This window comes from Agrobacterium fabrum str. C58, from assembly GCF_000092025.1.
In the GTDB taxonomy this organism is placed as follows: Bacteria; Pseudomonadota; Alphaproteobacteria; order Rhizobiales; family Rhizobiaceae; genus Agrobacterium; species Agrobacterium fabrum.
This window is the reverse complement of the sequence record NC_003063.2, coordinates 109,108-133,424: the sequence shown is the minus strand read 5'-3', so window position 1 is coordinate 133,424 and position 24,317 is coordinate 109,108. Positions and strand designations below refer to the sequence as shown.

Below are 24,317 nucleotides of genomic sequence, written 5' to 3'. Positions count from 1 at the left end.
CGGCTTTTGCCAAGCCGCTATTTTCATCGGTGATTTTGACGGCTCAATCGCGGGTTGGCCGCGAGCGTCTGGCACCACAATCACCGGTACAGGGGCGGCAGGCCCTGGATGGCGTAACGCGGTAGCGGTTTCCACGCTCTGACACGCTCATGTTTGTGAACGCCGAACAGAAACAGCATTTCCTCTGAAATATCCGCGGGGTTTGTCAAACCATCCTGAAAAAGCTCAATCACCTTGCGGGCGGCATTGTTATAGAGCATGGCATCGTCATCCATGCTGTCGCGCTCGTAGCCGAGACCTTCCAGCACGCACTGGAGCATATTGAGGTCCTGCGACGTGATGATGCAGTTTTGAAAAGTGGAAGACATGACGCCCTCCTTTCTTGTGGGGTTCACAAAAGCCGCAGCGCCGGGCAGGTGTGCCGTGACGCTTCAACGCTTCAAAAGACAGACGTCGACTAGGAACGATTCCCTGTCCGTGCCGTAACGCAATGTCGTGTAAATGCCGGAAGTTGCTGCCGGTCGACGAAAATGCACAGGGCCGGGGCTGGGATACGCCATAGAGGCCTGACAGCGGCAACGCCAGTCAATGATCGATGAGGAAGAGTGCGCCCTTTGGGTGGAATAGGCAAGGCAATTCCGAAGGTGGCGCATGCAAAAGGGATATCTAAAATGTCACCGCTGAAGACAACAAAAAAGGCCGGGGCAATATTGCACCGACCTTCCTCATATCGCTCTTAACACCAGTGCCAGTACATCCGTGGTCAAAAGTCTGAAGCGACAAAACAACTGCGAACGACAATTTCATTCGCGCTCACCAGCAGTTGCTATAAGAACTATCTAGTAGGGCAATGTGGCCAAAACAAGTCCGGCATCCATAATGATACTTTTATCGTCGTGACTTGCCGGCCGATGCCGTGCCCTACTTCTTTTTGCCATCCGCTGCCGTGGCGTTTGCGAACTTCACCTGCGAACCGGCTGGCGCCGCGGCAGGTGTTTTCGTCTTGTCCTTCTTCGGTTTGCGGACTTCCTTGTTACTGCGTACTTGACCCTTAGCCATGATATCGTCCTCCTGAGTTAACCGGGGGGGCGGTAAAAAACCGCCCGCTATTTCTTGCCGGATCGCTTCTTCGCGGGCACCGGTTCGGCGACGACAATAGTCGCTTCCTGTGCCTCGCGAAGCTGGCGAAGGCGCTCTGTCTTGCGAGCGCGCAGGTCGGCTTCGGCGTTGATGATCTGCTTTGCCGCGCTATCGGTCAATGATGCTTTGTCCTGCGCGGATAGTTTGCCGGGCTTGAAAAAAGCTTCTTTTGTCGCGGCCATGGCAGTTCTCCTTCACGGAAGAGCGGTATCGAACAATTACCGGGTACGGACGGCCTTTTTGGGCGCTGGCAGCAGGCCTTCGCGCTGCATTTTCTTCTTTTCCAGCTTGCGGTGGCGGCGCACGGCCTCGGCCTGTTCGCGAACGCGCTTTTCCGACGGCTTTTCATAGGATTCCCGGGCGCGCATCTCGCGGAAAATGCCTTCACGCTGCATTCTCTTTTTCAGGACGCGAAGGGCTTGCTCTACATTGTTGTCTCTGACGAGTACTTGCAAGAATATCTCCTTTAAGCAGCCGATGCCGCTATTTTCTGATTTTGATCGTATTCAGATTGATCCAGCTCGATCCGGTTTCGCGTGGCGCATGGCTTTCGCCCTTGCCTGGCCGCGATGCCGTCGACATCTGCGCATCAATGTCATCGAGCGCGACGCTGCGCTCGAAATTCTCGTGCTGGAAACGTACCCTGTAACGAACCGTTCCCTGCGCTTCGGGCATGACTGACGTGATCCGGCCTGGGCCGTCGGGTTGGGTATTGCCGAGGACCCCTGACTTCAAAAACACGTCATCGCCACAACGATAGGGATTTTTGCGCATTAAGGACCTCCATGGCCCAAAAACAAAAGGCCGGGCTTTTACCCGACCTCTCACAGTCATTTGCACCTGCAGCCAGTACATCCGTGGTCTGCGGGGCCAAAATGACGAATATCAAGCTGCCTGAAGGTTATCGGCAGAGCTTTTTCCGGACCGGCGGTCCTGAACGATCTCATAGCTGATCTTCTGGCCGTCGTTCAGCGAACGCATGCCAGCGCGCTCAACAGCAGAAATGTGAACGAAAACGTCCGTGCCGCCGTTGTCAGGCTGAATGAAGCCGAAGCCCTTGGTGGCGTTAAACCACTTTACAGTACCAGTGTTCATAACGATCTCCTTTTTAGAATCGTTGTGGTTCCCGCGATACCTTGCGGGATTAGATCGATTTTTGAGAGGAAATCCGACGGGGAACACGAGGTTCCGGTAACGACGTCACAAGCAATGGTCGATGGAGATAAATATAGGCACAATTTTCGATTTTGCAATGACCGGGCCCGGAAAATAGGGTTCGTTCCCCATTTGATGGTTTAACCGATTGTTTTATAAGTAAAATATCTTGCTTAAAGATGGTCTGGCGCAGCTGTTTTTCAGCCCGCGCCAGGGGTCACCTCCCGGCTGTCATCGTCCGGCAGGCTACCGGCGCCCGGGGTCTTTTCGTGGTCGGTCAGTGAGGGTTTGGCGTGCGGACCGGCGGGCGGAATCTCACTTGCCTTCGAAGGTTTTTTGTCGGCGGTTTTCGGTTCTTGCTGCTGTGTCATGGGCGTTCTCCTTTGGCAGGAAACGCCGAAAAGGGGGTGAAGTTCCGCAAACACGCAGGCTGGTCACGGCGCGGCAGCGTCAGCGACGGGTGCGCGGCTTCTTTTCTTCGCGGTTCATATCGCGTCCCACCCATTTGAAAAACAGGAAGAGGCTGACGCCGATGATGACGAGCGGAACAAAGGATTCAAAACTGGACATGATTCACTCTTTCTTCCCCCCGGAGAGCATTTTACCGGTATGGAAGAAGCGCGTAATCTGCGGAATATCGTCTGTTCTTTTTGGCAGTTGCCGTCTGTGGCCCGCGGTTTGACACGCCACGGGCCAGAATCGGTCAGAGCGGCAGTGATTTTATCGGCTGGGAGCCGCCGTCGCGGGCGCTTTTCAGCGCTGCCACACCACAGAGGACAGACATGGCGCCGGCGCGTGATCCCGCCCGCTGCCGCAGCCGGTCGTTGGAGCCCGGCTTGAAGATCATGTCGCGCATGCGGTTATCGCCACCATAATGGCCGCCCGGCTCATGCGGCACCCAGATGCGTTCGACACCACCACCGAAGCTCTTCACGACAAGGATTTCGTCGGCCGGCGGTTCCGCCCATGGCTGCTTTTCATATTGGCGCATCTCGATTCGGCCCTTATGGCCGTTAAAGGCAATGTGATGACCCTCGATCGGCATATAGGTATTGAGCGAATAGGAAACCTGCACGCCGCTGGCATAACGGATCGAGGCGCTCATCGTATCGGGAATATCGATCTCTTCGCGGAAAACGCAGGCGTCGCGCATATAACCGTCAATGCTCGACGGATCTTCATAGAGGGCGTCGAGGAAGGGATCTGCGCCGAGATCCATGAAATAATCGCACTCATCCTTGTGCGGACAGGTGCGACAGCGCGTTCCGCGGAACGGGCCGTTCTTGCCGTAGTGCAGCAATTGCCCGAAGCCCTTCACTTCCACGGGATCGGAATCGAGATACCAGTTCAGAAGATCGAAATGGTGGGTGGCCTTGTGCACGAACAGGCTGCCGGAATGTTCGGTGAAGGCGTGCCAGCGGCGGAAGTAGTCCGCGCCGTGCTGGTTATCCAGATACCAGTGGAAATCGACTGACGTGACGGTGCCGATGGCCCCGTCGTCGATCAGTTCCTTGATCCGCGCGGCGGTGGGAGAGAAACGGTAATTGAAGGACACATCGACCCGGCGGCCGCTTTTGGCCTCCGCCGCGCGAATACGGTCGATCTTTTCCGGGGTGGTGGTCATGGGTTTTTCGCTGATGACATCAGCCCCGCCTTCCAGCGCGCGGATGATGATGTCGTCATGGGTATCGTCAGGGGTGCAGACGATCACCAGTTCCGGGCGTTGCTCCACCATCATCCGGTCGAAATCGTCGTAAAGCGGCGCGTTCGATCCCATCATGGCGCGGGCGCGTTCGGCGCGCATCAGGTTCAGGTCGCAAATGCCGACCAGCTCGACATAATCGCTCCAGCCGGCCAAAAGTTCGCGGCCCCACATGGTGGTGCCGCGATTGCCGGTGCCAACCAGCGCATAACGTTTGCGTTTCACCCTTTCAGGCATTGTCTCTCTCCCGGATAATCAACAAACAGTCTTGAAACGCTCGACCACGGTGGCGAGAACCTCGTCCATCGGCCGTGCCTGCCAGCGATGCGAAAAGATTTCTACTTCCTGCGGGCCGTGGAAGCCGGCGGCCTCGATCATGGCGCGAAATGCCTTGAGGTCAATCACACCGTCACCCATCATGCCGCGATCATTGAGGGGATCGGTGGTCGGCACCAGCCAGTCGCAGATGTGGTGGGCAAGGATTTGCCCGTTCCGGCCGGCCCGCGCCACCTGCTCCTCCAGTTCCGGGTCCCACCAGACATGGTAGACATCGATGGCGACACCGGTGCCGGCACCCAGCCGGTCGCAGAGATCAAGCGACTGTTTCAATGTGTTGAAGCAGGCTCGCTCGGCGGCGTAAAAGGGGTGAAGCGGTTCGATGGCCAGCGGCACGCCGGCGGCGCGGGCATAGGGCAGAAGCTTGGCCATGCCGTCTTCCACCATCTGCCGTGCGCCCTTCAGATCACGCGAGCCGGCGGGCAGGCCACCCACGACAAGCACGAGACAATCCGCCTTCATGGCGGCGGCTTCATCGACGGCGCGTTTATTATCCTCGATGGCGCGGCGGCGGCCATCGGCATCGATGGCGGGGAAAAAGCCGCCGCGGCAATGGCCGCTGAGGCGCAGGCCATTCTGCTCGACGATGCGGGCGGCTTCCGCGAGACCGACACCGTGCACCTGTTCGCGCCAGGGCGAAATGGCGGTGATGCCATGCGCAAGGCAGGCATCGACAATGGCGCCGAAATTGCCGCCCTGGCGCACGGTGGCGAAATTGATGGAAAGGCCTTCAAGGCTCATGTCATTATCTCCCCTCGTTCTTTTTCAGCCGATGCCGCGGACGGCCAGAAACGCCTTCATGCGGTGGGTGGCGAGATCCGGCTCGGCCAGCACATTGGCCTTGTCCGCCAGCCGGAAAAGCTCAGTGAAATGCTGGGTGGAGCGGGTGCTTTCCTGCCCGCCGACCATGGTGAAATGGTCCTGCAACCCGTTGAGATAGGCGAGGAACACCACGCCGGTCTTATAAAAGCGGGTCGGGGCCTTGAAGATATGGCGCGACAGCGCCACCGTCGGTTCCAGAATATCGAAAAACTCATTGTCCGCACCGCGCTTCAGGCTGGCGAGCGCCTTTGAAGCGGCCGGCGCGATGGCGTCGAAGATGCCGAGCAGGGCGTCCGAATGGCCCTGTTCGTCACCGGCGATCAGTTCGGCATAGTTGAAGTCGTCGCCGGTATACATGCGCACGCCTGCTGGCAGGCGGCGGCGCATGACGATTTCCTTGTCCTTGGAGAGAAGCGAAATCTTGATGCCGTCGATCTTTTCGGCATTTTCCTCGATCATGGCGAGGCAGGTTTCCATGGCGGCCATGTGGTCACCGGAACCCCAATAACCCTTGAGCGCCGGGTCGAACATTTCGCCCAGCCAGTGGATCACCACTTTCTGCTCGGCGCGGGAAAGTACCCTGGCATAAGCCTTGAGATAATCGTCCGGGGAACGGGCAGCAGCGGCCAACGCGCGACTCGCCATCAGGATAACGCGACCGCCTTCTCCCTGAACAAAATCAAGCTGTTCCAGATAAGAGTCAATAATCTGGTTTAGATCATAACCGCCACTATCAAGATGGTCTGTGCCGACGCCGCAGGCAATCAGCGCATCCTTGCGGCTGGCCGCTTCCTTCAGCGAACGGGAGATCAATTCCTGCGCCTGCGGCCAGGCCAGCCCCATGCCGCGCTGCGCCGTATCCATCGCCTCGGCAACGCCAAGACCGAGGTCCCACAGACGGTGGCGGAAACGCAGCGTCGCCTCCCAGTCAATGGCGGGCGTCAGCCACGGGTCGTTATCGGCAAAAGGATCGGCCACCACATGGGCGGCGGCGAAAGCGACGCGGTTGAAATCCGCGGCACTTCGTTTTTCAACGGCGACGGGCGTGCCTGATAGCCGGTAGACCTCGATACTGCGGTCGTCCTTTGGAAGCTTGAGTTCGCTCACATCTGCCTCCTTAGGAAATAGCGGGAACGTCGAGCCAGCGGCGTTCCTTCCACGATCTCAACCCCAGTTCGGCAAGCTGCACGCCCTTCACGCCTTCCATCAGCCCATAGGGCCACGGCTCGTTGTCGACGAGGTGGCGAACGAACATTTCCCACTGCGCCTTGAAGCCGTTGTCATAGACGATATTGTCCGGCACTTCCTGCCAGGTCTTGTAGAAATCGATAGTCTGCGGCTGGTCGGGGTTCCATACCGGCTTTGGTGTGTTGGTGCGATGCTGGGTAAAGCATTTGGTCAGGCCCGCCACCGCCGAACCATGGGTGCCATCCACCTGGAAGGTCACGAGGTCATCGCGGCGCACCCGCACCGCCCATGAGGAGTTGATATGGGCGATGGCGCCGCCTTCCAGCTCGAAGGTGGCATAGGCCGCATCGTCCGCATCTGCCTTATAAGCTTTGCCCTGCTCGTCGAAACGTTCCGGAATATGGGTGGCGCCGAGGCAGCTTACCGATTTCACCGGGCCGAACAGATTGTCGAGCACATACCGCCAATGGCACAGCATATCGAGAATGATACCGCCGCCATCCTTCAGGCGGTAGTTCCATGAGGGGCGCTGCGCCGGCTGCCAGTCGCCCTCGAACACCCAATAGCCGAACTCGCCGCGCACCGAGAGGATTTTGCCGAAAAAGCCGCTATCGCGCAGCATGGCAAGCTTGCGAAGGCCCGGAAGGAACAGCTTGTCCTGCACGACGCCGTGCTTGATGCCCGCACTTTCGGCCAGCCGGGCAATCGCCAGCGCCTCTTCCATCGTGTCGGAAATCGGCTTTTCGCAATAAACGTTCTTGCCGGCCTTGATGGCTTTCTCCAGCAGGCTGCCGCGCATCTGCGTCGTGCCGGCATCGAAGAACAGCGTGTCGTCAGGGTTTGCGAGCGCCGCATCGATATCGGTCGTCCAGCGGGCGACATTGTGCTTTCTGGCGATTTCCTCGATCTTCGCACCGTTGCGGCCGACCAGAATGGGGTCGAGCATCACCCTTTCACCATTCTTCAAAAGCACGCCGCCCTGATCGCGAATGGCGAGAACGGAGCGCACGAGATGCTGGTTGTAACCCATGCGGCCGGTAATGCCGTGCATGATGACGCCGATACGTTTCATGAATTTCCTCCCAAGGCGGCCTTTTCCCGAAGGCCGCTTCCGTCAAACATGGCAATTTGTAACCATTTGGTTATTTGTGATCGTGAAGAATGCGATCTGTCAAGGTGTTTTTGGCAGGAAAAAACTGGATTTCGTGTGCCGCCGCCATAGTGCATCTTCGCCGCGCCGCAACAGAAAACGACGCGCTTCGCGGTTGCGAATGGCACGTCGTCACTGTTGTTAAAGGAGAATTCGGTTCAGCCGGATCAGACCGGCCGCACCGCAGCAAGCAGGGTGCTGACGATGTGCTGACCCCAGCGTTCAAGTTCGGCCGGGTCGGTCAGGTCGCGCTGGAAAATGGTGGACAGCGTGAACCGGTTCGACAGATAAAAGGCGCCGAGTGAAGCGATGGTCAGATAGACGTCGATCGGATCCAGCCCGTCGCGAAATTCGCCTGCATCGCTGCCTCGCCGCAGCACGTCTTCAAGCTCCGAAATGAAATTCGAATGCATCGCGGCAATTGTCGGGGATTGCCTGAGATAGCGGGCTTTATTGAGGTTTTCCGTGGCGAGAATGCTCAGGAATTCGGGATGGTCGAGGAAATAATGCCAGGTGAAAAGCGCAAGCTCCCGCAACCCTTCCGCTGGGGGTTTGCGTGTCAGGTCAAGACGCCTTTCGGTGTGGCGGATATGGCGATAGGCATCCTCCAGAACGGCAAGATAAAGCGCATCCTTGTCGCCGAAATAATGATAGATCATCCGCTTGTTGGTGCCGGCGCGGCGGGCGACGACATCGATTCGAGCGCCGGCCAGACCTTTCGCTGCCACTTCGCGGCGGGCCGCTTCAAGGATCGCGGCCCGGGTTCTTTCAGGGTTCCGTACCTGTGTTGTCGCGCGTTTGCGCTTGGGCGGTAGCGTTTCTTCCGGGGCCGCATCGAGTGGCTGGTTTTTTGTCGTTTTTTCCATTTCAGCACCCGCTTGACAATGTTGGTGATCGGTGTTCCCATGTAACCAATTAGTTATAAAACGGCAAGTGTCGTTTACGTTCATCATCAATTGGCAGTCAATAGGGAGGAGTTGCCAATGCCCATGATGCTTAAGAGGAGAACTGTGCTTTCGACGGGGCTTGCGGCCCTGTCGCTCGCAACATTGGGGGGAGGGTCGGCGCAGGCGCAGGCCGCGCGCCTTCGCATGTTGTGGTGGGGGTCGCAGGAGCGTGCCGATCGCACCAACAAGGCGATATCGGCCTATAAGCAGGTGAAGCCCGATCTCGACATTGCCGGCGAATTTGCCGGCTGGAGCGATTATTGGCCGCGCCTTGCCACGCAGGTGGCGGGCCGCAATGCGCCCGATCTGATCCAGATGGATTATCGCTATATCTTCGAATATGGCCGTCGCGGCGCGCTTGCGCCGCTGGACGATTATATCGGCAAGGGCCTGAAAATCGAGGATTTCGGCAAGATGAACATCGATTCCGGCAGGGTCGATGGCAAGCTTTACGGCATCAATCTCGGGGTCAATTCCAGCGCTGTCTTCTTTGACAAGGCGGCGTGGGAAAAATCCGGCGCCACACCGCCGGCGACCGGGCAGACCTGGGAGGAATTCGCCGAAAACGCCGCCAGGCTCAGCAAGAACAAGCCGAAACCCGGTTATTATGCCACGGCCGATGCGAGCGGCGTGGAACCGAGCTTCGAAAACTGGCTGCGCCAGAACGGCAAGTCGCTTTATACGCAGGATGGCGCCATCGGCTTCGATCCTACTGACGCGACCAAGTGGTTCTCCCTGTGGGCCGACCTGCGCAAGAGCGGCGCCTGCGTGCCGGCCGATGTGCAGGCGCTGGACCAGCTCAATATCGAAACCAACCCTTTGACGACTGGCAAGGCGGCTACCGCTTTTGCCCATTCCAACCAGTTCGTCGGTTATCAGAAGCTCAACAAGTCCAAGCTTGCGATAAGCTCCTATCCGAAGAGCAAGAAGGATGGGCCTTCCGGCCATTATCTGAAGCCCTCCATGCTCATCAGCGTCGCCAATGGCAGTGCAGGCATCGAGCAGGCGGTTGGTTTCATCAACTTCCTCGTCGCCGAACCTGAGGGCATCGATATTCTCGGTGTCGAGCGCGGCGTTCCGGCCTCGGAATCCATGCGCAACGCCCTGAGCAGCAAGCTCGACGAGGTCAGCAAGATCATGGTGGACTATATTGCCGAGATTACCCCCGGCGTCGGCGATCTGCCGCCGGCGCCGCCTCCGGGTGCGGGCGAGTTCGCCTTCGTCCTGAAACGCACGGCGGAAGAAGTCGGTTTCGGCAAGATTTCGCCGGAAGAGGGCGGTGACCGCCTCGTCAAGGAATCCGAAACCGTTATCAAACGGAAGTGATGGTTTATGGCCTTTCGATCTGAAACTCTTGTGGGGGAGAGCCGTGGCGCGGCTCTCCCGAAGCGGGGCGGCATGAGGCGGATGTTTGACCGCAACATTCACGCCTACCTGTTTCTCCTGCCCTGGCTTATCGGCTTTTTCGGCCTCACGCTGGGCCCGGCGCTTGCTTCGCTTTATCTGTCTTTCACCAATTACGACCTGTTGCAGTCGCCGGACTGGGTGGGGGCGGCCAATTATGTGCGCATCGCCACCGCCGACCCAAAATTCGCCGCGGCCATGCAGGTGACTTTTACCTATGTGCTGCTTTCGGTGCCGCTGAAGCTGATCTTCGCGCTGCTGGTGGCGCTTGCCTTTAATCGCGGCATCCGTGGTCTTACGCTTTACCGGGCGATTTTTTACCTGCCGTCGCTGCTCGGTTCCAGCGTGGCGATCGCCGTTCTCTGGCGCCAGCTTTTTGCGTCGGATGGTCTTGTCAACATGATCCTGTGGCAGGCTTTCGGTTATGAAGGGCCAAGCTGGATTTCCAATCCGGATTATTCGATCTACACGCTGGTCATCCTGTCCGTCTGGCAGTTCGGCTCGCCGATGATCATCTTCCTCGCTGGCCTTAGACAAATTCCGCAGGATATGTATGAGGCTGCCGAAATAGATGGTGCCAGCAAGGTGCGGCAGTTCTTCCGCATTACCCTGCCGCTTTTGACCCCGGTGATCTTCTTCAACGCGGTGATCCAGACGATCGATGCCTTCAAGGCTTTCACCCCCGCCTTCATCATCTCCGAAGGCACCGGCGGGCCGATCAATTCGACGCTGTTCTACACGCTCTATCTCTATCAGGAAGCCTTCGGTTTCTTCCGCATGGGCTATGCTTCCGCACTTGCCTGGATTTTGGTGATCATCATCTCGCTGTTCACGGCCTTCTCGTTCCTCAGCGCGAAATACTGGGTGCATTACGATGACTGACGCTGTTACCGCTCCCCGGCCGGGACAAGGCCCGCAACGCTCGCCGCTGAAATCGGTGATGCTCCACACGGCGCTGATCATCGCCTCCTTTGCGATGCTCTACCCGATCCTGTGGATGATTTCAGGCTCCTTCCGGCCGCAGGACGAGTTGTTCGGCTCGTCGTCGCTTATCCCCTCGGCAGTCGATGTCGGCGGTTATATCAGAGGCTGGACGGGGCTACAGGTGAGCTTCGGGCAGTTCTTCTGGAACTCCTTCTTCATCTCGGTGCTCGCTACCATTGGCAATGTGGTCGGCTGCTCGCTCACCGCCTTTGCTTTTGCAAGGCTTCGGTTCGGTGGGCGCAATTTCTGGTTCGCGCTGATGCTCGGCACCCTGATGTTGCCCTATCATGTCGTGCTCATCCCGCAATATATCCTGTTTCTGGAAATGGGCTGGGTGAACACCTCGCTGCCGCTGATAGTGCCGAAGTACCTCGCGACGGATGCCTTCTTCATCTTCCTGATGGTGCAGTTCTTCCGCGGTATTCCGCGTGAACTGGACGAGGCGGCTGTCATGGATGGCTGCTCGCCCTTCCGCATCTACTGGAAGATCATGCTGCCGCTGTCGATGCCGGTACTGGCCACGGCCGCCATTTTTTCCTTCATCTGGACCTGGGACGATTTCTTCGGCCCGCTGATCTATCTGAACGACATCAACACCTACACCGTACAGCTCGGTCTCCGATCCTTCGTGGATTCCACCGGCAGCTCGGACTGGACCTCGCTTTTCGCCATGTCCAACCTGTCGCTGGTGCCGGTCTTCCTGTTTTTCCTGTTTTTCCAGCGGCTGCTGATCGAAGGCATCGCCACGACGGGAATGAAACGCTGAACCGGGGAAGCCGGACCGAGAATGCATTTTATAAGACCATCAACACTGTCGCCGCCGCCGTTTGCGCGGTGCGACAGTCGGGAGAAACAGCATGGCAAGCAGCATTACTCTGGAAAAAATCGTCAAGCGGTTCGGCGCTTTTCCGGTCGTTCACGGTATCGATCTCAAGATCGAGCCGGGTGAATTCACGGTGTTCGTCGGCCCTTCGGGCTGCGGCAAATCCACGCTTCTGCGCATGATCGCCGGTCTCGAAGAAATCTCCGAGGGTGATCTTCGCATCGATGGCGAAAGGGTGAACGAAACAGCCGCCTCCAAGCGCGGCATTGCCATGGTTTTCCAGTCCTATGCGCTCTATCCGCATATGAGCGTTTACAAAAACCTCGCTTTCGGGCTGGAAACGGCGGGTTACAAGAAACCGGAAGTCGAGGCGCGGGTGCAGAAAGCCGCCGATATCCTGCAGATCGGCCCGTTGTTGCAGCGCAAGCCGAAGGCGCTTTCCGGCGGCCAGCGCCAGCGCGTCGCCATCGGCCGCGCCATCGTGCGCGAGCCGAAAATCTTCCTGTTCGATGAGCCTCTGTCCAACCTCGATGCCGAACTGCGCGTGCAGATGCGTGTCGAAATCGCCAAGCTGCACCAGACGCTCGGCAGCACCATGATCTATGTAACGCACGACCAGGTGGAGGCCATGACCATGGCTGACAAGATCGTCGTCCTGCGCGACGGCCGCATCATGCAGGTCGGCCGCCCGCTCGATCTCTACAACAATCCGGCCAACCAGTTCGTGGCCGGCTTCATCGGCTCGCCGAAGATGAACTTCCTCTCCGCCAAAGTGGTTTCAGGCGACAGTTCCAACCGCACAATAGAGGTGGCCGGTCAGCGAATCGTGCTGGAAAAACCGGTCGCGGCTCAGCAGGGCGAAACTCTGACCTTCGGCGTGCGCCCCGAACACGTCAACCCGCAGGCGCAGTCCTCGCTCGGTGAAGCGTCGATCCAGCTAGTGGAACATCTCGGTGGCTCGACGGTGGTTTACACCAGTACACCCGATGGTCAGCCCGCCACCGTGCTGCTGGACGGCCAGCGCCATATCCGCATTGGCGAGACCATTCCTTTTGCATTTGATCTGGCGAAAACGCATCTGTTCGGGGCGGATGGACGGCGGATATGAGAATGAGTGTGTGGGAGCTGTCTCACCGTAGGGCGGCTAACGAAGTCCGCAAAGCTTGCGTTCGTCATCCCCGAGTTTGTCCCTAGGATCTGCAACCTGTTGATTTTGTTCAACGTGATTAGATCCTCGGCACAGGGCCGAGGATGACGTCGCGTGTGAGGTTGCAATCGTGCACTAATCGGCCACTCTGTGGCCAGCGAGTATCTCGCTTAGCGTCACCGCATCTTCCGCAAACTGGCCGACATCGTCACCTTTGACGAATTCCAGCATCGCATAAGCCGGTTTCGTCCATTCGCTCTCCGGCAACGCCTCGACACACGACTGCCAATAATCCACTCGGTCGGCAAGCGGCAGACGGTTGGTGTCGGCAAGCCATGCAAAGATGTGCAGATGGCAGACGCGTGAGCCGATTTTCGATATTTCAGCGAGAGCCTTTTCGAGCGGCAGGCCGGGTGCCGGCTGCCAGTAGAAAAAGAGGTTGGGTAGGGCCAAATCCTGCGCCAGTTGCAGGGCCGAGGGCAGGGTGTCTGTCAGTGAATTGGGGTGATATTCGAGGCCGATCGTCATGTCGTAATCCTGCGCTTGGCGGGCGATCTCTGCCAGCGCCTCGGTGGCCGTGCGGCGCTCGGCGGGAGAGTAGTCCGTGGAAGGCCTTTTACGTTGGCCCGGCCAGATACGGATATGGCCGGTGCCGAGCGCTTTGGCGGTTTCCAGCACGGCGGTCAGATCTTTCCGCGTAAAATCCGGCGCGAAGATGTAGGAGCCGTAGGAGGAGACGGCGAGGCCCGCTTTAGCGGTCCGCTCGGCCACATCCCTTGCATTTTCGAGGTCGCCGGCGGGAACGTGGATATCCGCGCCCCATTCGATTGCCCTGATGCCGTTTGCGACGGCAAGGTCGATGACGGCCTGCGGCGACAGAGAGCGGAAGGTGACGGAGCAGAGGCCCGGCTCGAAAATCCTCATGCGATCAGTTCCAGATGTTCAGGCCGCACCTCCTGCTCAAGCGCCCGGCCGAGACAGAAACGTTCGATCTCGGCTATCGCCATGTCGCCGAGGCGCGCACGCTCCAGACCGGTGGCGCCGGCGATATGCGGTGTCAGAAATACATTCGGTAGGCTGTAGAAGAGCGAATCCGGCGGCGGCACTTCCGGATCGGTCACGTCGATGACGGCTTCGATGCGGCCGGTCTTCAGTTCGCTCAGAAGCGCATTTTCATCCACCAGCGCGCCGCGTGCCGTGTTGATGAGTGTCGCGCCATCCTTCATCCGGGCGATTTCCTGCGCGCCGATCATATGCCGCGTTTGCGGCAGGGAGGGCGCATGCAGGGATATGACATCGCTTATCGCCATCAGCGCATCAAGCGACACGAGGCGCACGCCGAGCCGTTCCGCCTCCGCCGGGTTTAGAAAAGGGTCAAAGAGAACAAGATCGAGATCGAAGGGGCGCAGGAGCGCGATGACGCGCCGTCCGATCCGCGACGCCCCAACGATGCCGACGGTAAGGCCGAGATTGCCGATAGGCTCGGATTGCAGTCGTTCGACATTGCTCCGCCCGCGATCATTTTTGTAGAGGCGCCTGAAGCCGAAGGCGCGTTTGCCAGCCAGCAGGATCATCGCCAGCGTAAATTCGGCGACCGGCTGCGCATTTGCCTCCGCCGCGCTGCACACGGTGATGCCGCGTTCGAAGACCGCTTGCGACAGGAAATATTTGACCGTGCCGGCGGCATGGGAGATCAGCTTCAGTCGTGGCATCCGTGCCAGTTCCCTTGCGCCTACCTCAGGACAACCCCAGCCGGTCAGGAGAATATCCGTGTGTTCCAGCCGATCCTGCACGGATGGATCGTGAAAATCGTAGATCCGGGCCATATCGAGGATTTCAACGCTGTGCGACAACCTCTCGAGCGCCTGAGGTGTCAGCACGTGCTGCGTCCGCTCCGGGTCCATGGCAAGGCTGAGACGCGGAAGCGGGCTCGTCATTGCGGTTCTCCCGCCATGGCGCTGACGGGAACGCCCCTATCCGCAAACAGGCGGTCTAGCGCCTCAAGGTCCGGGCATGCGGGAACGGCGGCAAGCGCCCGTTCACTCTCTGCTCCCGCCACGCCCGCAAAGACGGCGCAGGCGAGCATGGTTTCGCCAGCCGGAATCTCGCCGCGCAATTGCGGCACGGTTGTTTTGGCGTTGATGAGATTGGTATTGGGCAGCGCCTTCAGCGCCACGCCGTGACGGCTTATCGTCGAGCCGAGATCGACGATGGCGGATATGTCGGTGCCGCAATCGGCCGTCGCTTTTCCACCTGTTTCGCTGACGACATCGCGTTCGCCATCGTTGCGGTTGATCGCAAAGCCGCCTTCGGCAACGGCAAGAGCACGCGCGGAGGTGATACGGTGCAGCCTGACATGCCAGTTTTCGGCCGCAACCAGTGTCGTTTCAACCGTCACATCCGGGAAGGGCTTCCACGTCGCGCGCAGATTTGCCCCGGCCATCAGGACCTTCCGGTTGGTCTCTCGCACGCGGTAATGCAGGCCGTCGTCGGAGAAGGCCAGTATATTGTCAAAACCATTGGTCCTGAAGCCGCGCTCGTCCACCTCGACGCCAAAGCCGTAACGGGAGGAATAGGCGAATTTGGCGTATTTCTCGGGCCCGCCGCGCATGGCGAGGTTTTCCTGGCCGCTCGAAAGCGCGGTGACGTTGCCCTTCGCCCGCATCATTACCATGCCGGGATGGACGAGTGGGTGCGGGTTGGTGGACACCTTGGGCAATGTCTCCTGCGCCTGCCAGAAGGGGTGGCTCTCCGGTAAAGCCAGCGGCAGAAAGGCCTTGAAGGCCCAATAGGGCGAACCGGCCGAATTGTAGCTTTCCGACATGGTCAGCTGCGGATAGGCGTAACCGATGGAGAGCACACCGTCGCGGTCCGCAATCGGCTTTTCCGCCCACCAGCGCAGATGACTGAGATAAAGCCCCTTGATCTCGCCCCAGGGCAGTGCTTCCTCATCTGCAAAGGCAAGGCCGGCCCAGAAGCCGCCGCAGGCGAAACGATAGGTCATGGAACGACCGAATGCGAGCGCGCCGCCATCCTCATCGAACCAGCTGGCGAAATCGCCGGCGAAGAGACGGGCGCGCTCGCGATAACGTTTGGCGTAGGCATCGTCAGGCTTGCTGAGCCTGGCATAGATCAAGCCGTAAAAATGCATGGCGAAGGCGATATAGTGATCGATGCGGCGATAGTTGCCGTCGCGATACCAGCCGTCGGCAATGTAGAAATCGTCCAGTTCCTTCTGGAATGTCTCGGTCAGGCTGCGGTCGAAACCGATACCGAGATGGTCGAGCGCCATGTCGACCATCACCCGGAAGAACTTCCAGTTATTGTCGGCATAATTGCGCTCGCGTGCCGCCAACAGATAGCGGCTGACATTCTCCTTCTGCGCGTCGGACAGCGGCTCCCAGAGGTGTTGCGGCGCGAGGCGCAGCGCAAAACCAATTGCTGCAAGCTCGACCAGCCGCTGATCTTTCTGGCGCACATCGCCCCAATAATCGGGGTGGGCGGGGTCGGTGCCGTTGGCGATTCCCTTTGCCAGAAGTGGCCAATGGGCGAATGTATCGCCGCTCAACGCAAGCGGCGCGATGCCCCAGAGCGGCCGGGCGAAACCTTCGAGATCGGCTGCGGCCCGGTCGAAATGCGCGGCGGTGCCGCTTAGTGCCACTCTTGCTCCGCCCGGTGAAAAATAAGGGAGCAGCGGCGCGAAACTGTCGTCGAGTGCGCGCCGGACATCGGCGCGGCTCTTGAGCGGATTGCCATGCAACGGGTTAAATCTTGCCATATCGCTTCTGGTCCCCGTGTCATGCATTTTGTCATGCATCGCCTGCTGCCTTTCCGGTGTTTTTTGCCTGCCCGGCGGTCTGCCCTTCCACTAGCTGCACGCCGAGCTGTATGTGTCGGGCATTGGCGGAAGGTTCCGTCATCCGGCGCCGCAGCAGCTCCACCGCTTCGCGGGCAATTTCACGGCGATCAACCCTGATCGTGCTGAGCCTCGGGGTGGAGAGTTCGGCAAAGGGCAGGTCGTCGAAGCCGATGATGGAAAGATCGTCCGGAACGCTGAGGCCAAGCTCCTGCGCAGCACCCAGCGCGCCGAGCGCAATCGCGTCGTTCATGCAGAAAATGCCTGTTGTCCCAGGGTCTTTGGCAAGCAGCTGGCGAACCGCATCGCCGGCCTGTCCGAAACCGCTCTCCACCGTTGAAAGCAGGCATTCTTCATAGGTTGCTCCCTCTTCCTCGATCGTTTGCCGGAAACCGCGCATGCGCTCCCGGATGGTGTGGCGATGATGCGGGCCGATATAGGCGACCTTGCGGTGGCCGAGTTCCAGAAGCCGCCGCGCCGCCATCGCGCCGCCGTAAAAGTTGGAGGGTGAAATGCAGTCCAGCAGCATCGCAGGATCGGCGCTGTTGACCAGAACCGGCTGCACCACACCCTGCGTGATGCGGTGAATGATTTCGTCTTCGGGGTCGAGACCGATGGCGAGAAGGCCGTCTACTTCGCAGACGCGCTGCGTGAGCGCCTCGTCGATCTGCTTCTGGTGCAGGAGCCGGATATCGAGTTCGAAGCCATCTGTCTGGGCAAGGCTGCGCAGCGTGTCGAAAATATCGTGATAGAAGGCACCGATGTCGCCGGTCGCTCTTTCCGCAGCCATCAGCGCAAGAATTTTTTTGCCCTCCAGCGTCACGCCGCTCGCCTGGTTTCCGGTCGCGCGCAACGGATAACCAAGCTCGGCGGCCACACCCAGCACCTTTGTCTGGATCGAAGCGCTGATGCCTTTTTCCCCCGCTAGAACGCGAGAAACCGTGCTGATGGAGACACCGGCGCGTTGGGCGATATCCGACTGGCGCGGGCGGCTGATGTCGGGCGTATCGTTCATGTCGTCTCCTGCGCTTGCATAAAAAACTAATATGATGCAAATATTGCAAACTAAGAAAATTTGCAAGAATTTAAGTGGAATATGAAAAATTTGCAAAACGCGGGAGGAGCAGATGCAAATGATCGATAGACGTGGATTTCTGGTGACGGCGGCGCTGGCCGGCCTGGGGGCTGCGGCGGGTGGTTTTCGCGCTATGGCGGCGGAAACCCGGCTTCGTTGCGTATGGTGGGGGTCAGCAGATCGCAACAAGCGCACCAATGAGGTGATTTCGCTTTACCAGAAGGCCGATCCGCAAACGGTGGTGAGCGGCGAGATGATTGCCGGTTCTGACTACTGGACCAAGCTAGCCACCTCCATGGCCGGGCGCAATGTCGCCGATATCTTCCAGCTCGAGCCTTCCACGATTGCTGATTATTCCGGTCGTGGCGCCTGCATGGAACTCGACCAGTTCGTCGGCTCGGCGCTTGATCTTTCCAACTTCGGCAAAAGCGAGATCGATCTTTGTCGTATCGATGGCAAGCTTTATGGCGTTGGCCTCGGGCTCAACTCCTTCTGCATGATGTATGATGCCGAGGCGCTGAAAGAAGCGGGCGTCTCCATGCCGGCGGGCCAGATCACCTGGACGGCGCTGGCGGAACTGGCACGCGATTTCAAGAAGAATGGCCCGGCAAAAAGAAACTACTGGGCGGTGCCCTATGGCGCGCGGTATCATTATGTTTTCGACGTCTGGCTGCGCCAGCGCGGCAAACTCCTGTTCCAGGATGGCACCATCGGTTTCAACAAGGAAGACGCCAAGGAATGGTTCGCCTATTGGGAGAAACTGCGCGAGGACAAGCTCTGCGTTTCCGCCGATATCCAGACGCGTGATGACAATACCATCGAATCCAACGCTTTGACGCTTGGAAATTCGGCCATCGGTTTTGCTTATTCCAACCAGCTCGTGGGTTACCAGGCGCTCAACAAGAAGACGCTGTCCATCGGCATGCTGCCCGGTGAGGGCGAGGGCAAACCGACCGGACATTATTACCGGCCGGGCCTTATCTGGTGCATTTCCTCCACCTCCACCAATCCGGAAGCGGCGGCCAAGTTCATCAACTTCTTCGTCAACGATGTCGACGCCGGCAAGGTTCTCGGTGTCGAGCGCGGTGTGCCGCCGGCGAAAAAGGTGCGCGAGGCGGTGTTGCCAAGCCTCAACGAGACCGAACGCAAGACGGTGGATTATATCGAGGGCCTGTCCGGCAAGCTCGATCCCTATCCGGAACCTGCCCCGATCGGCGCCAATGAATTCGACCGTGGTGTGATGCGGCCGATTGCCGATTCGCTTGCCTTCGGTCGCGCCAGCGTCGATGAGGCGGCGCAGAATCTTGTCGACACCGGCACGCGGACCCTGCGCAAGCGCGGTTGACGACAAAAAGGGCACCGCCACACGGCCTCGCAGCCGTGTGGCGTTGCTTTTTTCATTGATCGCGAGAGGACCGCGACGAGATGAGCGGCGCTTTACGCCCTCTGCTACGGCTTTATGACAAACAGGGCTGGACAAGGGCAGGGCATTTAAGCCAGAAATTCTGATCTGGATCGATAAATCTGAAGATTAGACCATGGCGCCCAATTTCCTCCTCGTTGATGCTGAAAAAGAATTCGATGTGCTGAAGGCGGCTGCGTCGCTGATCCGCGTGCAGATATTGAAGTTGCTGCATGAGGCCAATGGCCTGAACGTCAACGAGATCGCCCAGAGGCTGGCGCTGCCGCAATCCACCGTATCGGCCGGCGTGGCGGTTCTCGAAGAGGCGGGGTTGTTGCGAACGGAGACGCGCAAGGCGCGCAAGGGCAGTCAGAAAATCTGCTTTGCCACCTGCGACGAGCTCATCGTTTCTTTCCGAAAACCGGAGACGCCAGCAGCTTCCAACTATATCGCAGTGGCGATGCCGCTCGGTCTTTATACGCAGAGTTCGGTCACCGCGCCCTGCGGCATCTGCTCGCCGGAGGGTATCATCGGGCTGCTGGATGTGCCCGATACATTCATGGATCCGGACCGCATGAAGACGGCGCTGCTGTGGCTGACCTCGGGTTTCGTGGAGTATCAATTCCCCAATAATGCCAAGATTCAGGGCCGGAACGTCGAGGAAATCGAATTTTCGATGGAAGTGAGTTCCGAGGTGCCGGGAACCCACAGCAATTGGCCGTCCGATATCACGCTGTCCGTGAACGGCAAGGAAATCGGTGTCTGGACCTCGCCGGGCGACTTCGGCGACAAGCGGGGCGTCTTTACGCCGGACTGGTGGAAACTGTCCGGTTCCCAATATGGCATGCTGAAAACATGGCGTATCACACCGCAGGGAACCTATGTCGACGGAACGCGGATTTCGGATGTCACGCTTGCGGATATTGATCTAGCAAGCCACCGTTCCATTCGCTTGCGCATTGAGGTCAAGGCCGATGCAAAACATCCCGGCGGGTTGAATATATTCGGTCGCGGTTTCGGCAATTACGATCAGGACATCGTCCTGCGTCTGCGAACGGCCGTCTGATCCAGCAAATTTAATAAGTATGATTTTAGCGGTTGACAGGCGCGGATTCTCTCGGCAACTATATTACGAAATATGGTTTATATCATATTCTAAGATATAAATGCGCAGGGAGGAGAGCCTATGAAAGCGCGGGTTTCAGTCCACCGGGACTTCCGGATTGGGCGTATCGACGATCGCCTATATTCCGCCTTCATCGAACATATGGGGCGTGCGATCTATGGCGGGATTTACGAGCCCGGCCATCCGCAGGCGGATGCGAACGGCTTTCGCAAGGACGTCCTGAAATTCGTGCAGGACCTGAAAATCCCGGCCATCCGTTATCCCGGCGGCAACTTCGTCTCTGCCTATCGCTGGGAAGACGGCATCGGCCCGCGCGACCAGCGTCCCATCCGTCTCGACCTTGCCTGGCGCTCGAAGGAAACCAACCAGATCGGCATCAATGAGTTTGCCGACTGGGCGCAGATGGCCGGCATCGAGATGATGCTTGCCGTCAATCTCGGTTCCCGTGGCCTGGATGATGCCCGCAACTTTCTCGAATATGTGAATTTTCCAGGCGGTACGGCGCTCAGCGATCTGCGCCGCAGCCACGGCACCGAAAAGCCGCATGGCGTGAAAATGTGGTGCCTCGGCAACGAGATGGACGGCCCCTGGCAGATCGGCCACAAGACGGCAGTGGAATATGGCCGTCTGGCCAACGAAACCGCCAAGGCCTTCAAGGGCTTCGATCCCACCATTGAAGCGATTGTCTGCGGCAGTTCCAATGACGGCATGCCGACCTATCCCGAATGGGAGCGCGAGGTGCTGGAGGAGTGCTACGAGAATGTCGATCACATCTCGCTGCACAAATATTTCGGCAATAACAGCCGCGACACGCTGAATTATTTCGGCAAGATCGAGGAAACCGGGCGTTACATCCAGACCATTGCCGGTGTCATCGATTACGTGAAGGCGAAGAAGCGCGCCAAGAACGACGTGTCCATCTGCTTTGACGAATGGAATGTCTGGTATCACATCCGCGAAGACGACGGCAAACGCATCAAGAGCTGGGACTGGCCGGAAGCGCCGGCGCTGCTGGAAGAGACTTACAACTTCGAGGATGCGCTGTTTGTCGCCGGCCTGCTCAACGAATTCATCCGCCGTTCGGATCGCGTGCGCATCGCCTGCATCGCCCAGCTCGTCAATGTCATCGCTCCCATCCGGGCGGAAAAGAACGGGCCCGCCTGGCGCCAGACGATCTATTACCCCTATCAGTTCGCCTCGCTTTATGGCCGTGGCGTTGCGCTGAATGTCGCGGTCGATTGCCCGACTTATGATTGCAACGCGGCCGATGACGTCAAATATCTCGACGTCGCCGGTGTTTATGATGAAGCCGAAGGTATGGTGACGCTGTTCGTCCTCAACCGGCATCTCACCGAGGCGGCCGATATCAATGTCGGCCTCACCGGGTTCTCGTCGGCCACGCTCGACCTGCATCTTGCCATGGCGGGATATGATCTGCGCGTCGGCAACGGCCCGGATCAGCCGGATCGCGTCGTGCCGGTGCCGGGCAGCGGCGTTGGTGTCGAGGATGGGGCGCTGAAGGGTTCCGTGTCGGCACTGTCCTATCACGTGCTGCGGCTGAAGGTTCAGTGAGGCGGCCATGGGTGTCCGTCTCAACAATATAGCCAAGTCCTTCGGATCTTTCGCAGCGATCCGGGATGTCTCGATGGAAATCCCGACCGGCAGCTTTGCGGTCTTTGTCGGGCCTTCCGGTTGCGGCAAATCCACGCTGCTGCGGATGATCGCCGGTCTTGAAGAGACCAGCGGCGGCCGCATCGCCATCGACGACCGCGATGTCACGGCCGTCGAACCGGCCGAACGCGGCGTCGCCATGGTGTTCCAGAACTATGCGCTTTATCCACATCTCAGCGTGTTCGAGAACATGGCTTTCAGCCTGCGGCTTGCCCGCAGGCCGAAAGCCGAGGTGAATGAAAGGGTGGGCGAAGCTGCGCGCATCCTGCAGCTTGAAGACCATCTGCATAAAAAACCGTCGCAGCTTTCGGGCGGGCAGCGGCAGCGCGTGGCGATCGGCCGCGCCATCGTGCGGCAGCCGAAGGTCTTCCTTTTCGACGAGCCGCTGTCCAACCTCGATGCGGAGCTGCGCGTCCAGATGCGGTTGGAACTGACGCGTCTTCACCGCAAGCTCGGCGCCACGATGATCTATGTCACGCATGACCAGGTGGAGGCCATGACGCTTGCGGACAAGATTTTCGTGCTGAAGGGCGGCGTCGTGCAGCAGGCGGGTGCGCCGCTCACCCTTTATGACGATCCGGATAACCGGTTCGTGGCCGGCTTCATCGGCTCGCCGGCGATGAACTTCCTGCAGGCGGAGATTGTCGAACAGCGAAATGGTGTCGTGACGCTTTCACTCGATGGCGGCCAGAGACATCTCGAAGCGCGGCTTTCGCAGCCTGTTTCCGTTGGCCAGCGGGTCGAAATCGGCGTTCGGCCAGAGCATCTGACGATCGCGCAGGAGGGCGCCCTGCCTGTCAATGTCGAGGTGGCGGAGGAGCTGGGGGATGTTTCCTATCTCTACACACGCGCGACCTCCGGCAAGGAAATCATCGTGCAACGACAGGGCTCGCGCGAAAGTCTCGATGGCCGGTCCGTCCTGCTGAGCGCCTCGCCCGACCACATCATGGTTTTCGATAGCGACGGTAAAAGATTGCGATAGGCGCGAGGAGGCGCCTTTCGATGCAGCAGACCGCCCCCAGGGGTGTTTCCACATAAACGGGAGGAGTGAACGATGCGACTGATCAAGACATTGCTTGTGGGCACGGTTCTGGGTTTGACCGCCCTGCCGGCGCTGGCCAAACAGGATATCGTCTGGTGGGATTTTCTGTCCGGCGGTGACGGCGTGCGCATGAAGGCGCTGATCGATGCCTTCAACAAGGAGCACCCGGATATCCAGGTCAAGGGAACAACGCTGGAATGGGGCGTGCCCTTCTATACCAAGGTGCGGACCGCCTCTGCCGTCGGGGAGGGCCCCGATGTCATGACCTACCACCTGTCGCGCGCGCCGCTTGCCCTGCAGGAAAAGGTGCTGAGCGAGATTACCGACAAGGACCTTGAGGAGGCCGGCCTGAAGAAGGACGATTTCTTCAGCGCGCCGCTCGAGGCGGCCACTCATGATGGCAAGCTTTATGCCGTGCCTTTCGATATTCACGCGCTTGTTCTTTATTACAACGCCGATCTTCTCAAAGGCTCGCCCTATCTCGATGCCGAAGGCAAGCTCACCGGCATCAAGTCAATGGATGATTTCGAAAAGGCGCTGGCCTGGGCGAAAGAAAAGGGCGTCCAGACGCCGGTCACCTATCAGTCCGGCGGCGAAGCCGGTGTCTGGCGCGTCTTCTATACGTTGTTCTCGCAACAGGGCGGCGAACTGGTCACCAATGGCGAGGTGCTGGCCGGCGACAATGCCGAGAAAGCCGCAAAAGCGATCGACACCATGTCGAAATGGCGCGAAAACAGCTGGGCGCCGGAACAGGCCGAATATCCGGCCTCCGTTGCACTCTTCTCCGCCGGAAAATCCGCCTTCCAGCTGAACGGCGTCTGGGAAGTGCCGACTTACAAGGATCTCGAGAAAAACGGCAAGCTGGGCTTCAAGTGGAGCGCGGTCGAGGTGCCGCCCTTCATGGGCAAACGCGCCACCTGGGCGGATTCGCACGCCTTTGCCATTCCCAACCAGGGTGACAAGACCGTTTCCGGCGAGAAGCGCGCTGCCGTGATGAAAGTGATCGGCTGGATGGAAAAACACGCCATCAGCTGGGCCGATGCCGGTCATATCCCGGCCTATAAATCGATCACTGAAAGCAGTGACTACAAGGCGATGCAGCCGAATGCCACCTATGCGTCGCTCGCGGAAGCGGCGGAGTTCGATCCGAAAACCACGATCACCGGTGTTGCCTCGCCCGCCTATGATGCCGCTCTCAATGTCATCGCTCCGGCGATTCAGGGCTTCATGAGCGGCACGGATGCGGTGGAGCAGATCAAGGAAGAGCTCCAAAGCAAGCTGAAGTAACAGGAAACCAACCCTCCGGTCTCTGGCCGGAGGGTTGCCCTGCAATGCGTAATGTCCCGG

25 protein-coding genes are annotated in these 24,317 nt (G+C 59.0%); 9 read left to right on the top strand and 16 right to left on the bottom strand.

Annotation, left to right across the window (positions count from 1 at the left end):
* Positions 1 to 80: 80 nt before the first annotated feature.
* From ATU_RS14405 to ATU_RS14360, 12 genes are all read right to left on the bottom strand, one after another.
* Complete coding sequence (locus tag ATU_RS14405) at positions 81 to 368, bottom strand: hypothetical protein (RefSeq protein WP_010972777.1); 288 nt, start codon at positions 366 to 368, stop codon at positions 81 to 83.
* A 553-nt stretch (positions 369 to 921) separates the two neighbouring features.
* On the bottom strand, positions 922 to 1,059 hold the full coding sequence (locus ATU_RS26570) for a hypothetical protein (protein WP_006311876.1): 138 nt from the start codon (positions 1,057 to 1,059) through the stop codon (positions 922 to 924).
* Between the two features lie 47 nt (positions 1,060 to 1,106).
* Positions 1,107 to 1,322 carry a hypothetical protein gene (locus ATU_RS14400; RefSeq protein ID WP_006311877.1) on the bottom strand — a complete coding sequence of 72 codons (216 nt, stop codon included), beginning with the start codon at positions 1,320 to 1,322 and terminating at the stop codon, positions 1,107 to 1,109.
* A 36-nt stretch (positions 1,323 to 1,358) separates the two neighbouring features.
* Complete coding sequence (rpsU, locus tag ATU_RS14395; protein ID WP_010972776.1) at positions 1,359 to 1,595, bottom strand: 30S ribosomal protein S21; 237 nt, start codon at positions 1,593 to 1,595, stop codon at positions 1,359 to 1,361.
* Between the two features lie 28 nt (positions 1,596 to 1,623).
* Positions 1,624 to 1,914 carry a cold-shock protein gene (locus tag ATU_RS14390; RefSeq protein ID WP_006311879.1) on the bottom strand — a complete coding sequence of 97 codons (291 nt, stop codon included), beginning with the start codon at positions 1,912 to 1,914 and terminating at the stop codon, positions 1,624 to 1,626.
* A 111-nt stretch (positions 1,915 to 2,025) separates the two neighbouring features.
* Entirely contained in the window at positions 2,026 to 2,235 is a 210-nt protein-coding gene (locus ATU_RS14385; protein ID WP_003508146.1) for a cold-shock protein, read from the bottom strand.
* Between the two features lie 260 nt (positions 2,236 to 2,495).
* A complete protein-coding gene (locus ATU_RS26565) occupies positions 2,496 to 2,666 on the bottom strand; it encodes a hypothetical protein (RefSeq protein ID WP_162854811.1) in 171 nt (56 codons plus the stop codon).
* Between the two features lie 332 nt (positions 2,667 to 2,998).
* Entirely contained in the window at positions 2,999 to 4,234 is a 1,236-nt protein-coding gene (locus tag ATU_RS14380) for a Gfo/Idh/MocA family protein (RefSeq protein WP_010972774.1), read from the bottom strand.
* 18 nt (positions 4,235 to 4,252) lie between these two features.
* Positions 4,253 to 5,074, bottom strand: a complete 822-nt coding sequence (locus tag ATU_RS14375; RefSeq protein WP_010972773.1) for a sugar phosphate isomerase/epimerase family protein — start codon at positions 5,072 to 5,074, stop codon at positions 4,253 to 4,255.
* Between the two features lie 24 nt (positions 5,075 to 5,098).
* The gene (locus ATU_RS14370) at positions 5,099 to 6,262 is read right to left on the bottom strand and encodes a dihydrodipicolinate synthase family protein (RefSeq protein ID WP_010972772.1); all 1,164 of its coding nucleotides are present in this window, start codon (positions 6,260 to 6,262) and stop codon (positions 5,099 to 5,101) included.
* Between the two features lie 10 nt (positions 6,263 to 6,272).
* Positions 6,273 to 7,415, bottom strand: a complete 1,143-nt coding sequence (locus ATU_RS14365; RefSeq protein ID WP_035257480.1) for a Gfo/Idh/MocA family protein — start codon at positions 7,413 to 7,415, stop codon at positions 6,273 to 6,275.
* 245 nt (positions 7,416 to 7,660) lie between these two features.
* Complete coding sequence (locus ATU_RS14360) at positions 7,661 to 8,359, bottom strand: TetR/AcrR family transcriptional regulator (RefSeq protein WP_010972770.1); 699 nt, start codon at positions 8,357 to 8,359, stop codon at positions 7,661 to 7,663.
* A 117-nt stretch (positions 8,360 to 8,476) separates the two neighbouring features.
* Between ATU_RS14360 and ATU_RS14355 the strand changes: the two genes are divergently transcribed.
* The 4 genes from ATU_RS14355 (at position 8,477) to ATU_RS14340 (ending at position 12,759) form a co-directional block, all read left to right on the top strand.
* Positions 8,477 to 9,766, top strand: a complete 1,290-nt coding sequence (locus tag ATU_RS14355; RefSeq protein WP_010972769.1) for an ABC transporter substrate-binding protein — start codon at positions 8,477 to 8,479, stop codon at positions 9,764 to 9,766.
* A 72-nt stretch (positions 9,767 to 9,838) separates the two neighbouring features.
* Positions 9,839 to 10,726, top strand: a complete 888-nt coding sequence (locus ATU_RS14350) for a carbohydrate ABC transporter permease (protein ID WP_010972768.1) — start codon at positions 9,839 to 9,841, stop codon at positions 10,724 to 10,726.
* On the top strand, positions 10,719 to 11,594 hold the full coding sequence (locus tag ATU_RS14345) for a carbohydrate ABC transporter permease (RefSeq protein WP_010972767.1): 876 nt from the start codon (positions 10,719 to 10,721) through the stop codon (positions 11,592 to 11,594). Before ATU_RS14350 ends, ATU_RS14345 begins: the two co-directional genes overlap by 8 nt.
* A gap of 91 nt (positions 11,595 to 11,685) precedes the next feature.
* On the top strand, positions 11,686 to 12,759 hold the full coding sequence (locus tag ATU_RS14340; protein WP_010972766.1) for an ABC transporter ATP-binding protein: 1,074 nt from the start codon (positions 11,686 to 11,688) through the stop codon (positions 12,757 to 12,759).
* A 174-nt stretch (positions 12,760 to 12,933) separates the two neighbouring features.
* Here ATU_RS14340 and ATU_RS14335 read toward each other — a convergent pair whose 3' ends face one another.
* The 4 genes from ATU_RS14335 to ATU_RS14320 are packed head-to-tail and all read right to left on the bottom strand — an operon-like array spanning position 12,934 to position 17,669.
* Complete coding sequence (locus ATU_RS14335) at positions 12,934 to 13,722, bottom strand: sugar phosphate isomerase/epimerase family protein (protein ID WP_010972765.1); 789 nt, start codon at positions 13,720 to 13,722, stop codon at positions 12,934 to 12,936.
* On the bottom strand, positions 13,719 to 14,735 hold the full coding sequence (locus ATU_RS14330; RefSeq protein ID WP_010972764.1) for a hydroxyacid dehydrogenase: 1,017 nt from the start codon (positions 14,733 to 14,735) through the stop codon (positions 13,719 to 13,721). Before ATU_RS14330 ends, ATU_RS14335 begins: the two co-directional genes overlap by 4 nt.
* Entirely contained in the window at positions 14,732 to 16,603 is a 1,872-nt protein-coding gene (locus tag ATU_RS14325) for a DUF2264 domain-containing protein (protein ID WP_035257574.1), read from the bottom strand. Before ATU_RS14325 ends, ATU_RS14330 begins: the two co-directional genes overlap by 4 nt.
* 4 nt (positions 16,604 to 16,607) lie before the next feature.
* The gene (locus tag ATU_RS14320; protein WP_010972762.1) at positions 16,608 to 17,669 is read right to left on the bottom strand and encodes a LacI family DNA-binding transcriptional regulator; all 1,062 of its coding nucleotides are present in this window, start codon (positions 17,667 to 17,669) and stop codon (positions 16,608 to 16,610) included.
* A 112-nt stretch (positions 17,670 to 17,781) separates the two neighbouring features.
* Between ATU_RS14320 and ATU_RS14315 the strand changes: the two genes are divergently transcribed.
* From ATU_RS14315 to ATU_RS14295, 5 genes are all read left to right on the top strand, one after another.
* Entirely contained in the window at positions 17,782 to 19,074 is a 1,293-nt protein-coding gene (locus tag ATU_RS14315; protein WP_035257484.1) for an ABC transporter substrate-binding protein, read from the top strand.
* Positions 19,075 to 19,267: 193 nt separating this feature from the next.
* Positions 19,268 to 20,197, top strand: coding sequence for an ArsR/SmtB family transcription factor (locus tag ATU_RS14310; RefSeq protein WP_006311907.1), 930 nt, complete (start codon positions 19,268 to 19,270; stop codon positions 20,195 to 20,197).
* Between the two features lie 120 nt (positions 20,198 to 20,317).
* Positions 20,318 to 21,829: an arabinosylfuranosidase ArfA gene (gene arfA, locus ATU_RS14305; protein ID WP_010972760.1), complete on the top strand. Its 1,512-nt coding sequence runs from the start codon at positions 20,318 to 20,320 to the stop codon at positions 21,827 to 21,829.
* Between the two features lie 7 nt (positions 21,830 to 21,836).
* Positions 21,837 to 22,910 carry an ABC transporter ATP-binding protein gene (locus ATU_RS14300; protein ID WP_006311909.1) on the top strand — a complete coding sequence of 358 codons (1,074 nt, stop codon included), beginning with the start codon at positions 21,837 to 21,839 and terminating at the stop codon, positions 22,908 to 22,910.
* Positions 22,911 to 22,982: 72 nt separating this feature from the next.
* Positions 22,983 to 24,257, top strand: coding sequence for an extracellular solute-binding protein (locus tag ATU_RS14295; protein ID WP_010972759.1), 1,275 nt, complete (start codon positions 22,983 to 22,985; stop codon positions 24,255 to 24,257).
* Positions 24,258 to 24,317: the final 60 nt, after the last annotated feature.

What these genes read in the sequence shown, in the direction of transcription:
- ATU_RS14405 (WP_010972777.1), bottom strand. Translation starts at nt 368, where the DNA reads ATGTCTTCCACTTTTCAAAACTGCATCATCACGTCGCAGGACCTCAAT.
- ATU_RS26570 (WP_006311876.1), bottom strand. Translation starts at nt 1,059, where the DNA reads ATGGCTAAGGGTCAAGTACGCAGTAACAAGGAAGTCCGCAAACCGAAG.
- ATU_RS14400 (WP_006311877.1), bottom strand. Translation starts at nt 1,322, where the DNA reads ATGGCCGCGACAAAAGAAGCTTTTTTCAAGCCCGGCAAACTATCCGCG.
- ATU_RS14390 (WP_006311879.1), bottom strand. Translation starts at nt 1,914, where the DNA reads ATGCGCAAAAATCCCTATCGTTGTGGCGATGACGTGTTTTTGAAGTCA.
- ATU_RS14385 (WP_003508146.1), bottom strand. Translation starts at nt 2,235, where the DNA reads ATGAACACTGGTACTGTAAAGTGGTTTAACGCCACCAAGGGCTTCGGC.
- ATU_RS26565 (WP_162854811.1), bottom strand. Translation starts at nt 2,666, where the DNA reads ATGACACAGCAGCAAGAACCGAAAACCGCCGACAAAAAACCTTCGAAG.
- ATU_RS14380 (WP_010972774.1), bottom strand. Translation starts at nt 4,234, where the DNA reads ATGCCTGAAAGGGTGAAACGCAAACGTTATGCGCTGGTTGGCACCGGC.
- ATU_RS14375 (WP_010972773.1), bottom strand. Translation starts at nt 5,074, where the DNA reads ATGAGCCTTGAAGGCCTTTCCATCAATTTCGCCACCGTGCGCCAGGGC.
- ATU_RS14365 (WP_035257480.1), bottom strand. Translation starts at nt 7,415, where the DNA reads ATGAAACGTATCGGCGTCATCATGCACGGCATTACCGGCCGCATGGGT.
- ATU_RS14360 (WP_010972770.1), bottom strand. Translation starts at nt 8,359, where the DNA reads ATGGAAAAAACGACAAAAAACCAGCCACTCGATGCGGCCCCGGAAGAA.
- ATU_RS14355 (WP_010972769.1), top strand. Translation starts at nt 8,477, where the DNA reads ATGCCCATGATGCTTAAGAGGAGAACTGTGCTTTCGACGGGGCTTGCG.
- ATU_RS14350 (WP_010972768.1), top strand. Translation starts at nt 9,839, where the DNA reads ATGAGGCGGATGTTTGACCGCAACATTCACGCCTACCTGTTTCTCCTG.
- ATU_RS14345 (WP_010972767.1), top strand. Translation starts at nt 10,719, where the DNA reads ATGACTGACGCTGTTACCGCTCCCCGGCCGGGACAAGGCCCGCAACGC.
- ATU_RS14340 (WP_010972766.1), top strand. Translation starts at nt 11,686, where the DNA reads ATGGCAAGCAGCATTACTCTGGAAAAAATCGTCAAGCGGTTCGGCGCT.
- ATU_RS14335 (WP_010972765.1), bottom strand. Translation starts at nt 13,722, where the DNA reads ATGAGGATTTTCGAGCCGGGCCTCTGCTCCGTCACCTTCCGCTCTCTG.
- ATU_RS14330 (WP_010972764.1), bottom strand. Translation starts at nt 14,735, where the DNA reads ATGACGAGCCCGCTTCCGCGTCTCAGCCTTGCCATGGACCCGGAGCGG.
- ATU_RS14325 (WP_035257574.1), bottom strand. Translation starts at nt 16,603, where the DNA reads ATGCATGACACGGGGACCAGAAGCGATATGGCAAGATTTAACCCGTTG.
- ATU_RS14320 (WP_010972762.1), bottom strand. Translation starts at nt 17,669, where the DNA reads ATGAACGATACGCCCGACATCAGCCGCCCGCGCCAGTCGGATATCGCC.
- ATU_RS14315 (WP_035257484.1), top strand. Translation starts at nt 17,782, where the DNA reads ATGCAAATGATCGATAGACGTGGATTTCTGGTGACGGCGGCGCTGGCC.
- ATU_RS14310 (WP_006311907.1), top strand. Translation starts at nt 19,268, where the DNA reads ATGGCGCCCAATTTCCTCCTCGTTGATGCTGAAAAAGAATTCGATGTG.
- arfA (WP_010972760.1), top strand. Translation starts at nt 20,318, where the DNA reads ATGAAAGCGCGGGTTTCAGTCCACCGGGACTTCCGGATTGGGCGTATC.
- ATU_RS14300 (WP_006311909.1), top strand. Translation starts at nt 21,837, where the DNA reads ATGGGTGTCCGTCTCAACAATATAGCCAAGTCCTTCGGATCTTTCGCA.
- ATU_RS14295 (WP_010972759.1), top strand. Translation starts at nt 22,983, where the DNA reads ATGCGACTGATCAAGACATTGCTTGTGGGCACGGTTCTGGGTTTGACC.